A 13,344-nucleotide genomic window follows, 5' to 3' on the forward strand; every position below is an offset into this window, starting at 1 on the left:
CTATACCCCGAGCATCCCGGTCCACAGTTCCGGGAAGTCCGGCAGCGTCTTCGCCGTCGTCGCCACGTTCTCGATCTGCACGCCCTCCACCGCCAGGCCGATGATCGCGCCGGCCGTCGCCATGCGGTGGTCGTCGTAGGTGTGGAAGATCCCGCCGTGCAGCCGGCGCGGGCGGATGTGCAGACCGTCGGCGGTCTCCGTCACATCGCCGCCGAGCTCGTTGATCTCCTTCGTCAGCGCGGCCAGCCGGTCCGTCTCGTGCAGACGCAGGTGGGACACGCCCCGCAGGGTGGACGGGGAGTCCGCGAGGGCGGCGACCGCCGCGATGCCCGGGGTCAGCTCGCCGACATCGCCCAGGTCGACGTCGATGCCGTGGATCGAGCCCGAGCCGGTGAAGACCAGGCCGTAGTCGGCCAGTTCGCAGGAGCCGCCCATCTCGGTGAAGATCTCGCGCAGCCGGTCACCCGGCTGGGTGGTGCGGGCCGGCCAGTCCGGGATCAGCACCCGGCCGCCCGTCACCAGCGCCGCCGCCAGGAACGGCTGGGCGTTGGACAGATCCGGCTCGATCGTCAGGTCCCGGCCCAGCAGGGCGCCCGGGGTGACCCGCCAGACGTTCGGCTCGCCGCCCGACTCCGGGGTGTCCACCTGCGCGCCGACCGCGCGCAGCATGTCGACCGTCATCCGGATGTGCGGCATCGAGGGCAGCGTGGAGCCGGTGTGGCGGACTTCCACGCCCTGGTTGAAGCGGGGGGCCGAGAGGAGCAGGGCCGACACGAACTGGGACGAGGACGAGGCGTCGATCTCCACCGTCCCGCCGTCCAGCGCGCCCCCGCCGTGCACGGTCAGCGGCAGCGCGCCGCGGCCGTCGTCGTCGATCCGGGCGCCGAGGACCCGCAGCGCGTCGACGACGCCGTTCAGGGGACGCTCGTACGAACGCGGGTCGCCGTCGAAGCGGACGGGGCCGTCGGCGAGGGCGGCGACCGGCGGCAGGAAGCGCATCACCGTGCCCGCGTTGCCGACGTCGACCGTGGCCGGCCCGCGCAGCCCCGCGGGGAGGATCCGCCAGGCCTCGCCGGTGCCGTCGGGGCTGCCCGCGCCGGAGGAGCTGGACGACACGGTCTCCTCGATGCCGACGCCCATCTCGCGCAGGGCGCCCGCCATCAGCAGGGTGTCGCGGGAGCGGAGGGGGCGGCGCAGCCAGCCGGGCTCGGAGGCGAGGGAGGCGAGGACGAGGGCACGGTTGGTGACGGACTTCGACCCCGGCACGTGGACCGTCGCGGCGACGGCCTCGCTCGCGTGCGGGGCGGGCCAGAGGACGGTGTGTGCGGGGTTCGGAGCCATGGGCCCCACTTTAGTGGTCGGCCGTCCTTCGGGTGCGGCGCCGTCGGGGCCGGCCGCGCCCCGCGGCGGAGCCGCGGATGTCACATCCCGCACCCCTGTGACGCGCCGTTCCGGGGCTGCCTCACAGCCCCAGCAGCCACCTGCCCCCGCCCAGCAGGGCGCACAGGCTCACCGCGTGGAACAGGAACAGCCACAGGCCCGCCGGTACGTGGGTCAGACGGGACAGCTGGTCCGCGTCCGAGTCGCCGGCGCCTCCGCGTGAGCGCTTCGTCTGGAGCTCGAAGGCGGGCCGTACGCCGCCCAGCAGCAGGAACCACACCACCGCGTACGCGAAGGCCGCCTGCACCTGCGGTCCCGCCAGCCAGGACACCAGCAGGAAGGTGCCGCCGGTGAGGACCACCGTGAGCGCGCCGTACGCGTTGCGGATCATCACCAGCATCACGACCAGCAGGGCCGTGGCCACCCACAGCAGCAGGGTGATGCGGCCGGCGCCGAGGAGGGCGGCGCCGCCCAGGCCGAGCAGCGGGGGAGCGGTGTAGCCGGCCGCCGCGGTGAGGATCATGCCGAGGCCGTGCGGCTTGCCCCGGCTGAGGGTCAGGCCACTGGTGTCGGAGTGCAACCGGATCCCGGTCAGTTGGCGGCCGGTCAGCAGCGCGACCAGGCCGTGACCACCCTCGTGGGCGATGGTGATCGCGTTGCGCGATATCCGCCACAGGGTGTGCGGCACGACGACCGCGAGGGCGGCGACGGCGGTGGCCACCACCACCCAGAGGTCGGGGTCGGGCTGGGTGCCGACGAGGCGGTCCCACAGGTCGGGCAGCGCGAGGGCGGCGGTGCTCTCCATGTTGTGTGGTGGCTCCCTTTCGGCTCACGGAGTCTGGCAGTGTGGCACGTATGTGCGGACGGTATGCAGCGAGTCGCAGGCCCGAGGATCTCGCAGGAATCTTTGAAGTCGAGAAGTGGGAGCCCGAGGAGGTCCTGGAGCCCGACTACAACGTGGCGCCGACCAAGGAGGTCTACGCCGTCCTCGACCGTCCGTTGAAAGACGCCGACGACAAGCGCCCGGTTCGGCAGCTGCGGAAGCTGAAGTGGGGACTGGTCCCCTCCTGGGCGAAGACCCCCGAGGGCGGCGCGCGGATGATCAACGCGCGCGCCGAGACCGTCCACGAGAAGCCCTCCTACCGCCGCGCCTTCGCCACCCGGCGCTGCGTCCTGCCCGCCGACGGCTACTACGAGTGGGTCACCGGCGTCCAGGAGCGGGACCTGGAGGTCGAGGGGAAGAAGAAGCGGCCGCGCAAGCAGCCCTACTTCGTGCTCCCGGCAGACGGCACGGTCTTCGCGATGGCCGGGCTGTACGAGTTCTGGCGGGACGGGACCCTGCCCGACGACCATCCGCAGGCCTGGTGGGTGACGTGCTCGGTGATCACGACCGAGGCGGAGACCTCCCCGCTCGCCGTGGCCCCCGCGGACGGCCCGCACGCCCTCGCCGACATCCACCCCCGGATGCCGCTGATGCTCACCCCGGACCGCTGGGACGCCTGGCTCGACCCGGCGCGGACGGACGTCGACGACCTCCGTTCCCTCCTCGAACCCCCGCCGGCCGGACTGATGCGCGCCTACCCGGTGTCCACGGCCGTCAGCAACGTCCGCAACAACGGCCCGGAGCTGCTGAAGGAGCTGGAGGGGCCCGAGGAGGGCACACTCTTCTGACGTGAGCAGCGAAACAGTCGTGAGCACCGAAACGGTGGAGACCGAGGCGGGTACCGCCCGCATCACCTGGCACCACGCCGAGAAGCCGCGGCTCGTCCTCGCCGTCAGCCATGGCGCCGGGGGCGGTGTCGAGGCCCGTGACCTCCAGGCCCTCGCCGCCGTGCTGCCCGGACGCGGGGTGAGCGTCGCGCTGGTCGAGCAGCCCTGGCGGGTGGCCGGCAAGAAGGTCGCGCCCGCGCCGAAGACCCTCGACGTCGGCTGGCGCGGGATCTGGCCGGCCGTCGTCGCGCCCGGGCTGCCGGTGATCTCGGGCGGGCGGTCGGCCGGCGCGCGGGTGGCCTGCCGTACGGCCACCGAGCTCGGGGCGCACGCCGTGCTCGCGCTCAGCTTCCCGCTCCATCCGCCGGGCAGACCGGAGAAGTCGCGCGCCGACGAGCTGCTCGGGGCGGGGGTGCCGACCCTCGTCGTCCAGGGCGGCAACGACCCCTTCGGCAGGCCGGACGAGTTCCCCGCGGGCGGGTACGCCCTCGTGGAGGTGGCGTACGGCGATCACGGGTTCGCCGTGCCCAAGCGGGCCGGGGTCACCCAGGAGGAGACGCTGGAGGTCGTCACCGCCGAAGTCGTCGGGTGGGTCGCGTCACTCGGGTGAGGTGACGGGTGGGGAATGTGGAGGGGCCGTGCGCTGTTGAGGCGGACAGAAGTGCTGAACAACCGGCACCGACGTCAGTGGGAGAGGAAGTCCGCCGCATGGGTTCGACCATCTGCCCGAGCCGCAGCAGCCGCACCGATCTGGACTGGACGGTGCTGCACGCGGCGAGGACCGCTCCTATTGGAGCGGCGGCAGGCGCGGGTAGTCGTCTATCCTCCGATTCGAGTGGGATCGGTTTCGTTCCCACCCGCGATCTTGAGGAGGTGGGTCCGGTCACCGGTACCGACGCAGGGACCGACAACGGCCAGGCGGAGCTGCCCGAGGGCCAGGGCGTGAGCGGGGAGACGGGCACGGAATCCACCGCCGAGCGCAGCGCGCGCTTCGAGCGGGACGCGCTCGAGTTCCTCGACCAGATGTACTCGGCCGCCCTGCGCATGACGCGCAATCCGGCGGACGCCGAGGACCTGGTGCAGGAGACGTACGCCAAGGCGTACGCGTCCTTCCACCAGTTCCGTGAGGGCACCAACCTCAAGGCCTGGCTGTACCGGATCCTCACCAACACCTTCATCAACTCGTACCGCAAGAAGCAGCGCGAACCCCAGCGCAGCGCGGCCGAGGAGATCGAGGACTGGCAGCTGGCGCGCGCCGAGTCGCACATGTCCACCGGTCTGCGCTCCGCCGAGTCGCAGGCGCTGGACCACCTGCCCGACTCGGACGTGAAGTCGGCGCTCCAGGCCATCCCCGAGGAGTTCCGGATCGCCGTGTATCTCGCGGACGTGGAGGGCTTTGCGTACAAGGAGATCGCGGACATCATGGGGACACCCATCGGTACGGTGATGTCCCGGCTGCACCGGGGCCGCCGTCAACTGCGCGGCATGCTCGAGGACTACGCCCGTGAGCGCGGGCTGGTCCCGGCCGGTGCCGGAGAGTCGAACGAAGCGAAAGGTTCGGGCTCATGAGCTGCGGAGATCCGCACGAGACGGACTGCGGTGAGGTCCTCGACCACCTGTACGAGTACCTCGACAGCGAGATGCCTCCGCTGGACCGGGACAAGTTCCAGCACCACTTCGAGGAGTGCTCCCCCTGCCTGGAGAAGTACGGGCTGGAGGAGGCCGTGAAGAAGCTGGTCAAGCGGTGCTGCGGGCGGGACGACGTGCCGACCGACCTGCGCGCCAAGGTCATGGGCCGGATCGACCTGATCCGCTCCGGCCAGGCCGTCCCCGAGCACGACGTGACGGCGACGACGTCCCAGGAGACCTGAGCCGCTTCCAGGAAGCCCGCTTCCAGGAGCCCGTTCCAGGGAAGCCGCTTCCGGAAAGCGCTGCCGTCACTCGAATGTGCTAATCCGCGGGTGATACGCCCGCGGACCCGCCCCCGGCCGTCCTAGGCTCCTGAGCCCGGACAGGTACGGCTGGGGGAGGCGTCATGGAGGGGATTCCGCCGCGGGCGCGCGGATACGCCGCCTGTGTCGCCCTCGGCGCCCTGCTCTGCACGCTCCCCCCGCTGCCCGGCGCGCGTACCCCCTGGTGGGCCGTCGCCCTGCTGGCCGCCCTGTACGCCGGTGGCGAGCGGATCGCCCGGCGCAGGTTCGGCGGCACCCTGCACCCCGTGCTGCTGGCCGGGGCGTTCCTGCTAGCGCCGGCCGCGGCCGCTCTCGTCCCGCTGCCCGGGGCGCTGTTCTCGCACGTCGAGCGGCGCCCCTTTCTGCTGCGCCGGGTCTGGCGGGCCGCGCACGCGTCGCTCGCCGTGTGGGCGGCCGCCCAGGTGCACGCCGTGCTCGGCGGGCGGGAAGCCGTGGCCGGCTCCGACCTGCCGTACGCGCTGGTGCCGGCGGGTGCGGCCGTGCTGGTGTTCTGCGCCGCGCTCGCCCTGCTGGACGGCGGGATGCTGGCGCTCGCCGAGGGGCTGCCGCTGCGGCGGGCCTGCCGGGGGCTGTTCCTGCGCTCCCTGGCGCCGCTGGCGGTGCACGGGCTCGGCGGACTGATGATGGCCGTGCTGTGGCTCAGCCCGTACGGGCCGGTGGCCGCCTTGCTCGTGCTGTTCCCGATGGCCGTGTCGTGGTGGGTGTTCGCGCAGTACCACCGGGAACGCGCCGCCCACCAGGCGACCATCCGCGCCCTGGTGCAGGCCGTCGACATCAAGGACGGCTACACGCGTGGGCACAGCGAGCGCGTCGGCCAGGCCTCGGTGCTGATCGGGCGCGAACTGGGGATGGACGAGGGCCGGATCGACATGCTCCGCTTCGCCGGGATCCTGCACGACGTCGGCAAACTCGGCGTCCCCACCCGGCTGTTGCGCAAGGACGGGCCGCTGACACCGCAGGAGCGGCGCGTGATCGAGCTGCACCCCGAATACGGGCACGAGATCACCCGCGGCATCTCCTTCCTCGGCGAGGCCCGCTCGGCGATCCTCCACCACCACGAACGCATCGACGGCAAGGGCTACCCGTACGGGCTGGTGGGCAGCCAGATCCCGGAGCCGGCCCGGGTGGTCGCCGTCGCGGACGCCTTCGACGCCATGACGTCCACCAGGTCCTACAGCAGGGCCCGGCCGGTGCACGTCGCCCTGGAGGAACTGCGGCGGTGCGCGGGCGCCCAGTTCGACCCCCGGATGGTCGCGGCGCTGACGCACGTCATCGCCCGGGACGGCTGGCATCCGGTCGTGACCGCCGAGGAGGACCGGCCGGCCCTGCCCGCGCAGGCCTCCGACGACCGGTCCGAGGCGCGCCGATGACCGTCCGCCGCTCGCACGTCGCCCTCCACTCCGCCGCCGCGCTCCTCGTCGCCGTCTCCCTCCTCGTCACGTTCATGACGGGCGTCGAGGACCGCCCCGTCGCGCTCGCCTTCGGGATCCTCGTCGCCGTCGGGGAGCTGACCCGGCCCCAGAGCGGACCCCGGCTGCGGGAGGCCGCGCCGCTCGGTGTCGCCGGGTCGCTGTCGTACGCGCTGGTCGGAGGGCACGCCGGGCACCCCACGCACCACGGGGTCACCCAGGTCGTGGCGGTCGTGGTGGCCGCCTCCCTGCTCGGCAGCGTGCCGCAGCTGGCCCGTGGACAGGCCGTCCTCGACCACCTGGTCCGGCGGGTACTGGCCGTCGGGTTCGCCGCCGTCTGCTTCCAGCCCCTCCACAACCGCGGGGTGTTCGACGGCTGGAGCGGGCCCGCCTACGCGCTGCTGCTGCTCGCGCTGCTCGTCCTGACCGTCCTGTGCGACGCCGTGGTCGCCGCCGCGCTCGCCCACTCCCGTACCGGCTGGCCGTTCACCCCACTGCTGCGGGACGAGTTGCGGGCGGTGCCAGGGATCGGCTCGGCGGTCTGCGCGACGGGGGCGGTGATGGCGCTCGCGGTGGCCGTCGTCGGGCTGTGGGCGCTGCCGGTGTTCTCGGTGCCGCTGCTGCTCACCCAGCTGTCCCTGCGCCGGTACGCGGCGGTGCGGGCCACCTACCGGCAGACCATCGCCTCGCTGGCCCGCGCCACCGAGATCGCCGGGTACACCCCGGCCGGGCACGCCCGCCGGGTCGCCGCCCTCAGCCAGGCAGTGGGCCGGGACCTGGGGCTGCCGGAGCCCGAGCTGACCGTCCTGGAGTACGCGGCCCTCATGCACGACATCGGCCAGCTCAGCCTCGTCGACCCGGTCCCGGCCGGTGCGACTGCCGGGCTGCCGGCGGCCCAGCAGCGGCGGATCGCGCTGCTCGGCGGGGCCGTCGTCCGCCAGACCGGGGCGGGCGCCCAGGTCGCGGCGGTCGTCGAGCGGCAGGCCGACCCCTACCTTGAGCAGCCGGTGGCCGCGCGCATAGTCCGGGTGGTGAACGCATACGAGGAGAAGGTGCTGGGCAGCGGTCCCGGTGGGCCCTTCACCGCCCTGGAGGAGCTGCGCCTCGGCACCGGCGGGGAGTACGCGCCCGAGGTGGTGGAGGCCCTGGCCAGGGTGCTTTGGAATATAGGGGTGGCGCGCCGCGCCTCGGGCAGGGTGGTGGCGGGCGACGGGTGGGCTGTCTGACCTCGCCCGTGGGTGGGTAACCCATGGGTAATGAGCGGCCCTCCGGCCACACGTGGTTGGATGCGAGGGAGAGAGTGTCCGGGGGCACTGGCCAGCCCACAGAACGGAACTGGCAGGCGGGAATCGTGAGGATCTTCGGCAAGGGACGGCACCGGCCCTCCGCCTCCTGGCGGCAGGCCACCGACCGCGCGTTCACGCTGATCGGCGACGGGCGGTACGAGGACGCGGGCGCGCTGCTGACACGTGCCGCCGACCTGGAACCCTGGCTGTCCGAGTCCTGGTTCAACCTCGCCCTGCTGCACAAGTTCCGGCACGACTGGGAGCAGGCCCGCACGGCGGGACTCCGGGCCGTCGCCCTTCTCGACCGCGAGGCCGGGGCCCCCGACTGGTGGAACGTGGGCATCGCGGCCACCGCCCTCCAGGACTGGCCGCTGGCCCGCCGCGCCTGGCAGGCGTACGGGCTGCGGGTGCCGGGCAACGCCATAGGCGCGGGCGAGCCGGTCGGCATGGAGCTGGGCAGCGCGGCCGTACGGCTGTCGCCCGAGGGCGAGGCCGAGGTGGTGTGGGGGCGGCGGCTGGACCCGGCCCGGATGGAGGTGCTGTCCATCCCGCTGCCCTCGTCCGGGCGGCGCTGGGGCGAGGTCGTGCTGCACGACGGGGTGCCGCACGGCGAGCGGACCACCGCCACGGGCCACTCCTACCCGGTCTTCGACGAGATCGAGCTGTGGGCGCCGTCGCCCGTGCCGACCTGGGTCGTCCTGCTGGAGGCGGCCTCCGAGTCGGACCGGGACGCGCTGGAGCAGCTGGCGGCCGACGCGGGCTTCGCGGCGGAGGACTGGTCGTCGTCGGTGCGGCTGCTCTGTCGGATGTGCTCGGAGTCGCGGATGCCGTCCGACGAGGGTGACGGCGAGCACCTCGACCCGCACGACCACAGCGAGCCGGGGCATCCGGGTCCGCTCGGGCACCGGACGGACGGGCAGCTGTGGGTGCCGGAGCGGGAGTGTGGCGTGGCCGCCCCGGCTTCCCTGGTCCGGGGGCTGCTGGACGGGTGGGTCGCCGACAGCCCCGACTCCAGGGACTGGCGGGATCTTGAAGAGGTCTGCTGACCGTCTTCGGCCCGCATAGCGATACGGCCCCGCGCCCCTGGAGGGGCGCTGCCCCGTACCCTGTATCGAGCATTTACCCCCTGTCTGTTTGAGGAAGGCATCGTCGGTCATGGCGCAGCAGGACACCGATCAGCAGCACGCGGGCGTGCTCCCCGTGGACGACGAGGGCTTCGTCATCGACACCGAGGAGGCGGAGGCGCGCGAGCTGGCATGGCGTGAGTCCGGCACCTCGCGGCCGATCACCGTGGTCGGGAACCCGGTGCTGCACAAGGAGTGCAAGGACGTCACCGAGTTCGGCGAGGAGCTGCGGCAGCTGGTCGCGGACATGTTCGCCTCGCAGCACACCGCCGAGGGAGTGGGTCTGGCCGCCAACCAGATCGGCGTCGACCTGAAGGTCTTCGTCTACGACTGCCCCGACGACGAGGGCGCCCGGCACACCGGCGTCGTCTGCAACCCCAAGCTCGTCGAACTGCCCGCCGACCGGCGCCGGCTGGACGACAGCAACGAGGGCTGTCTGTCGGTGCCCACCGCCTACGCGCCGTTGGCCCGTCCCGACTACGCCGAGGTGACCGGGCAGGACGAGCAGGGCAACCCGATCAAGGTGCGCGGCACCGGATACTTCGCTCGGTGTTTGCAGCACGAGACCGACCACCTGTACGGCTACCTCTACATCGACCGTCTGTCCAAGCGTGAACGCAAGGACGCCCTGCGGCAGATGGCCGAGAACGAGCCCCGTTACCCCGTGGTCGCCAACGACTGAGCCCACCCGCACGACCACGACGCCCGGCCGGGATCCCTCCGGCCGGGCGTCGTTCGTGTGTCCGACGGACGTTCGATCGCTTACGCACATCTACTGCACATCTGCTGATCCGTAACCAGTCACGTGGGGGCGGATTCTCGGCATGTTGGGGTGGTGAATGAAGCAAATCCGTTCCCAGAACGGTCAGTTGTAGTGCTGAATGGGAAGTGCGGGGATACGCAACGGCGCACGCCCGGCACGGGGGGAGGGGTGTGTGCCCACTGGCGGCTGAGAGGGGTTGTCCGTGCCAGCTTTCCCATACAGCACCACATACAGCACCACAGCGACGGTGACCGCGCCCGCGGTCCCTCCCTCGCTCTCTCTTCCGGTCATCGAGGCGGCGTTTCCCCGGCAACTGCATCCGTATTGGCCTCAGTTGCAGGAGAAGACGCGTGCCTGGCTGCTGGAAATGCGGTTGATGCCGGCGGACAAGGTCGCAGAATATGCCGACGGACTTTGCTACACCGACCTGATGGCGGGCTTCTACCTCGGCGCACCCGACGAGGTCATGCAGGCCATCGCCGACTACAGCGCGTGGTTCTTCGTCTGGGACGACCGGCACGACCGTGACGTCGTGCACGGCCGGACGTCCTCCTGGCGGCGGCTCAGGTTCCGCTTGCACGCGGCCCTGGACTCCCCTGCGGAGCATCTGCGCCACCCGGATCCGCTGGTCGCCGGGCTCGCGGACAGTGTGCGCCGGCTGCACTCCTTCCTTCCCGGTACCTGGAACGCCCGGTTCACCCGACACTTCCACGCCGTGATCGACGCGTACGACCGTGAATTCCACAACCGAATCGAAGGGCGCATTCCCGGAGTCGAGGAATACCTGGCGCTGCGTCGGCTCACCTTTGCGCACTGGATCTGGACCGACCTGCTGGAGCCGAGTGCGGGACGTGAACTCCCGGACCCGGTGAGGAAACATCCCGCATTTCGCCGCGCGGCGCTGCTCAGTCAGGAATTCGCCGCCTGGTACAACGACCTCTGCTCGCTTCCCAAGGAAATCGCGGGCGATGAGGTGCACAATCTCGGAATCAGTCTCATCACCCATGAGGGGCTGACCCTGGAAGAGGCGGTCGAGGAAGTCAGGCGACGCGTCGACGGATGCATTTCGGATTTCCTCGTCATCGAGAAGGACGTCTTACGGCTCGCCGACCGGCTCGCCGACGGGACGGTCCGCGGAAATCAACTCGGCGCCGCCGTGCGGTCCTGCCTCGGCAATATGCGGAACTGGTTCAGTTCCGTCTACTGGTTCCACCACGAGTCCGGCCGATACATGGTCGACAGCTGGGACGACCGGTCCACGCCCCCGTACGTCAACAACGAAGCGGCAGGTGAGAAATGACCGTCGAGTCGGTGAAACCCGCGACCCCCGCGGCGCCCGAACTGCGTGAGCCACCGTTGGCCGGTGGCAGGGTTCCGCTCCTCGGGCACGGCTGGAGGCTGGCCCGTGACCCGCTGGCCTTCCTGGCCCAGCTCCGCGACCACGGCGACGTCGTCCGCCTCAGGCTCGGCCCCAAGACGGTGTACGCCGTCACCGCGCCGGACCTCACCGGCGCCCTGGCGCTCAGCCCGGACTACATCATCTCGGGGCCCCTGTGGGAGTCCCTGGAGAGCCTGCTCGGCAAGGAGGGCGTGGCGACGGCCAACGGTCCGCTGCACCGCCGCCAGCGGCGCACGATCCAGCCCGCGTTCCGGCTCGACGCCATCCCCGCCTACGGGCCGATCATGGAGGAGGAGGCGTACGCGCTCGTCGAGCGCTGGCGGAAGGGCGAGGTCCTCGACGTCACCGCGGAGTCCTTCCGGGTGTCCGTGCGCATCTCCGCCCGCTGTCTGATGCGCGGCAGCTATATGGACGCCCGGTCCGAGCGCATCACCTCCGCGCTCGCCACACTGTTCGCCGGTATGTACCAGCGCATGGTGGTGCCCCTCGGACCGCTTTATCGGGTACCGATTCCGGCCAACCGCGAATTCAACCGGGCGCTGGCCGATCTGCATCGGCTGGTGGACGAGATCATTGCCGACCGCCGTGCATCCGGTCAAAAACCGAACGATTTGCTGACGGCTTTGCTGGAGGCGAAGGACGAGAATGGCGACCCGATCGGGGAACAGGAGATCCACGACCAGGTCATCGCGATACTCACCCCGGGCAGCGAAACAGCCGGCTCGATGGTCATGTCGCTGCTCCACGTCCTCACCGAGCACCCCGACCAGGTGGACAAGATCCGCGAAGAGGTGAAAAGCGTCGTCGGTGACCGGCCGGTCGCATTCGGCGACGTCCGAAAGCTCCAGCACACCGCCAATGTCATCGTCGAGACCATGCGGCTGTATCCCGCCGTATGGATATTGACCCGGCGCGCGGTGACCGAGACCGCGCTCGGCGGCTACCGCATTCCCGCCGGCGCCGACATCGTCTACAGCCCGTACGCCGTACAGCGCGATCCGCGGTCGTACGAGCGGCACACGGAGTTCGATCCCGACCGCTGGCTGCCCGGCCGCTCCTCGAAGGTGCCGAAGTACGCCATGACGCCGTTCGGCGTCGGCAACCGGAAGTGCCCGAGCGACCACTTCTCGATGGCGGAGCTGACACTGATCGCCGCGGTGGTGGCGTCCGCGTTCCGCTTCGAGCCGGTGCCGGGCTCCGACAACCGGACGCACATCGGCATCACGCTCCGGCCGCGCAAGCTGCTGCTGCGGGCGGTGTCCGGGTGAGAGCCGCGGCTCAGGCGACGGCCTGCGGGCCGCGGAACGTGCGCCGATAGGCGTTGGGGGACGTCCCCAGCGCCTGCACGAACTGGTGACGCAGGGCGCCGGCCGTACCGAAGCCGGCGCGCCAGGCGATCGCGTCCACCGTCTCGTCCGTCGCCTCCAGCAGGTGCTGGGCCAGCAGCACCCGCTGGCGCAGCAGCCACCGGTAGGGCGTGGTGCCCGTCTCCTGCTGGAACCGGCGGGCGAAGGTGCGCGGTGACATGTGGGCGCGTTCCGCGAGCTGCTCCACCGTGACCTCCTCGTCGAGGTGCTGCTCCATCCACACGAGCACCTCGCCGACGGTGTCGCACCGCGACCGGGGCAGCGGCCGCTCGATGTACTGGGCCTGGCCGCCGTCCCGGTGCGGCGGCACCACCATCCGCCGGGCGATCCGGTTGGCGACCTCGGGCCCCTGCTCCTTGCGGACCAGGTGCAGACAGGCGTCGATCCCGGCGGCCGTGCCGGCCGAGGTGATCACCGGGTCCTCGTCGACGTACAGCACGTCCGGCTCGACGGAGGTCCGGGGGTAGCGCCGGGCCAGCACGTCCGCGTGCCGCCAGTGCGCGGCGCAGCGCCGGCCGTCGAGCAGCCCCGCGGCGCCCAGCACGAACACCCCGGAGCAGACGCTGAGGACCCGGGCACCCCGGTCCGCGGCCCGGCGCAGCGCGGCGAGCAGCTCGGGCGGATACGCGCGGTCGATGTTCGCGTCGGCGGCCGGTACGGCGATCAGGTCGGCCTCCTCCAGCCGGTCGAGGCCGTACGGCGTGGACACGGTGAGCCCGCCGACATGGGTGCCCAGGACCGGGCCCTCCGCCGACACCACGGCGAAGTCGTACACCGGGAGCCCTTCGTCGCTGCGGTCGAGGCCGAAGACCTCGCAGACGACGCCGAGTTCGAAGGGATGCACGCCGTCGACCAGGACGGCGGCCACGTTTTTCAGCATGCTGCCAGTGTGCACCCGAAGTGGCAGGAATTTGAAGGTGTGCGGCAGTCCTG

At 71.6% G+C, this 13,344-nt stretch carries 13 protein-coding genes; 10 read left to right on the forward strand and 3 right to left on the reverse strand.

Annotated elements, in window-relative coordinates; translation table 11 throughout:
• Positions 1-1,341, reverse strand: coding sequence for a 3-phosphoshikimate 1-carboxyvinyltransferase (gene aroA, locus G9272_RS29715; RefSeq protein WP_171399370.1), 1,341 nt, complete (start codon positions 1,339-1,341; stop codon positions 1-3).
• Between the two features lie 121 nt (positions 1,342-1,462).
• Positions 1,463-2,185 carry a M50 family metallopeptidase gene (locus G9272_RS29720; RefSeq protein WP_171399371.1) on the reverse strand — a complete coding sequence of 241 codons (723 nt, stop codon included), beginning with the start codon at positions 2,183-2,185 and terminating at the stop codon, positions 1,463-1,465.
• A gap of 50 nt (positions 2,186-2,235) precedes the next feature.
• Here G9272_RS29720 and G9272_RS29725 point away from each other — a divergent pair, with 50 nt between their 5' ends.
• The 10 genes from G9272_RS29725 (at position 2,236) to G9272_RS29770 (ending at position 12,312) form a co-directional block, all read left to right on the forward strand.
• Positions 2,236-3,051 (forward strand): SOS response-associated peptidase, encoded by an 816-nt coding sequence (locus G9272_RS29725; protein ID WP_171399372.1) that lies wholly within the window; start codon positions 2,236-2,238, stop codon positions 3,049-3,051.
• A gap of 1 nt (position 3,052) precedes the next feature.
• The gene (locus tag G9272_RS29730) at positions 3,053-3,700 is read left to right on the forward strand and encodes an alpha/beta hydrolase family protein (protein WP_253267978.1); all 648 of its coding nucleotides are present in this window, start codon (positions 3,053-3,055) and stop codon (positions 3,698-3,700) included.
• 98 nt (positions 3,701-3,798) lie between these two features.
• Complete coding sequence (locus tag G9272_RS29735; protein WP_437184316.1) at positions 3,799-4,659, forward strand: sigma-70 family RNA polymerase sigma factor; 861 nt, start codon at positions 3,799-3,801, stop codon at positions 4,657-4,659.
• The gene (gene rsrA / locus G9272_RS29740) at positions 4,656-4,961 is read left to right on the forward strand and encodes a mycothiol system anti-sigma-R factor (RefSeq protein ID WP_171399373.1); all 306 of its coding nucleotides are present in this window, start codon (positions 4,656-4,658) and stop codon (positions 4,959-4,961) included. The genes G9272_RS29735 and rsrA overlap by 4 nt, the downstream gene beginning before the upstream one ends.
• 164 nt (positions 4,962-5,125) lie before the next feature.
• The gene (locus G9272_RS29745; RefSeq protein ID WP_171399374.1) at positions 5,126-6,433 is read left to right on the forward strand and encodes an HD-GYP domain-containing protein; all 1,308 of its coding nucleotides are present in this window, start codon (positions 5,126-5,128) and stop codon (positions 6,431-6,433) included.
• Entirely contained in the window at positions 6,430-7,698 is a 1,269-nt protein-coding gene (locus G9272_RS29750; RefSeq protein ID WP_253267979.1) for an HD-GYP domain-containing protein, read from the forward strand. Before G9272_RS29745 ends, G9272_RS29750 begins: the two co-directional genes overlap by 4 nt.
• A gap of 125 nt (positions 7,699-7,823) precedes the next feature.
• A complete protein-coding gene (locus tag G9272_RS29755; RefSeq protein ID WP_171399375.1) occupies positions 7,824-8,804 on the forward strand; it encodes a tetratricopeptide repeat protein in 981 nt (326 codons plus the stop codon).
• Positions 8,805-8,913: 109 nt separating this feature from the next.
• Positions 8,914-9,564 carry a peptide deformylase gene (gene def / locus G9272_RS29760; RefSeq protein ID WP_171399376.1) on the forward strand — a complete coding sequence of 217 codons (651 nt, stop codon included), beginning with the start codon at positions 8,914-8,916 and terminating at the stop codon, positions 9,562-9,564.
• Positions 9,565-9,847: 283 nt separating this feature from the next.
• Positions 9,848-10,945 carry an epi-isozizaene synthase gene (cyc1, locus tag G9272_RS29765; protein ID WP_171399377.1) on the forward strand — a complete coding sequence of 366 codons (1,098 nt, stop codon included), beginning with the start codon at positions 9,848-9,850 and terminating at the stop codon, positions 10,943-10,945.
• Positions 10,942-12,312, forward strand: a complete 1,371-nt coding sequence (locus G9272_RS29770) for a bifunctional albaflavenone monooxygenase/terpene synthase (protein WP_171399378.1) — start codon at positions 10,942-10,944, stop codon at positions 12,310-12,312. Before cyc1 ends, G9272_RS29770 begins: the two co-directional genes overlap by 4 nt.
• A 10-nt stretch (positions 12,313-12,322) precedes the next feature.
• Here the strand turns inward: G9272_RS29770 and G9272_RS29775 are convergent, their stop codons facing one another.
• Positions 12,323-13,291 (reverse strand): helix-turn-helix domain-containing protein, encoded by a 969-nt coding sequence (locus G9272_RS29775; RefSeq protein ID WP_171399379.1) that lies wholly within the window; start codon positions 13,289-13,291, stop codon positions 12,323-12,325.
• Between the last annotated feature and the right edge of the window lie 53 nt (positions 13,292-13,344).

The sequence above is a fragment of the Streptomyces asoensis genome, from assembly GCF_013085465.1.
Taxonomy (GTDB): domain Bacteria; phylum Actinomycetota; class Actinomycetes; order Streptomycetales; family Streptomycetaceae; genus Streptomyces; species Streptomyces cacaoi_A.

Excerpts from the sequence above, each read along its gene's own strand:
- G9272_RS29725 (WP_171399372.1), top strand. The coding sequence starts at position 2,236 with ATGTGCGGACGGTATGCAGCGAGTCGCAGGCCCGAGGATCTCGCAGGA.
- G9272_RS29775 (WP_171399379.1), bottom strand. The coding sequence starts at position 13,291 with ATGCTGAAAAACGTGGCCGCCGTCCTGGTCGACGGCGTGCATCCCTTC.
- def (WP_171399376.1), top strand. The coding sequence starts at position 8,914 with ATGGCGCAGCAGGACACCGATCAGCAGCACGCGGGCGTGCTCCCCGTG.
- rsrA (WP_171399373.1), top strand. The coding sequence starts at position 4,656 with ATGAGCTGCGGAGATCCGCACGAGACGGACTGCGGTGAGGTCCTCGAC.
- G9272_RS29770 (WP_171399378.1), top strand. The coding sequence starts at position 10,942 with ATGACCGTCGAGTCGGTGAAACCCGCGACCCCCGCGGCGCCCGAACTG.
- G9272_RS29745 (WP_171399374.1), top strand. The coding sequence starts at position 5,126 with ATGGAGGGGATTCCGCCGCGGGCGCGCGGATACGCCGCCTGTGTCGCC.
- G9272_RS29735 (WP_437184316.1), top strand. The coding sequence starts at position 3,799 with ATGGGTTCGACCATCTGCCCGAGCCGCAGCAGCCGCACCGATCTGGAC.
- G9272_RS29750 (WP_253267979.1), top strand. The coding sequence starts at position 6,430 with ATGACCGTCCGCCGCTCGCACGTCGCCCTCCACTCCGCCGCCGCGCTC.
- G9272_RS29720 (WP_171399371.1), bottom strand. The coding sequence starts at position 2,185 with ATGGAGAGCACCGCCGCCCTCGCGCTGCCCGACCTGTGGGACCGCCTC.
- aroA (WP_171399370.1), bottom strand. The coding sequence starts at position 1,341 with ATGGCTCCGAACCCCGCACACACCGTCCTCTGGCCCGCCCCGCACGCG.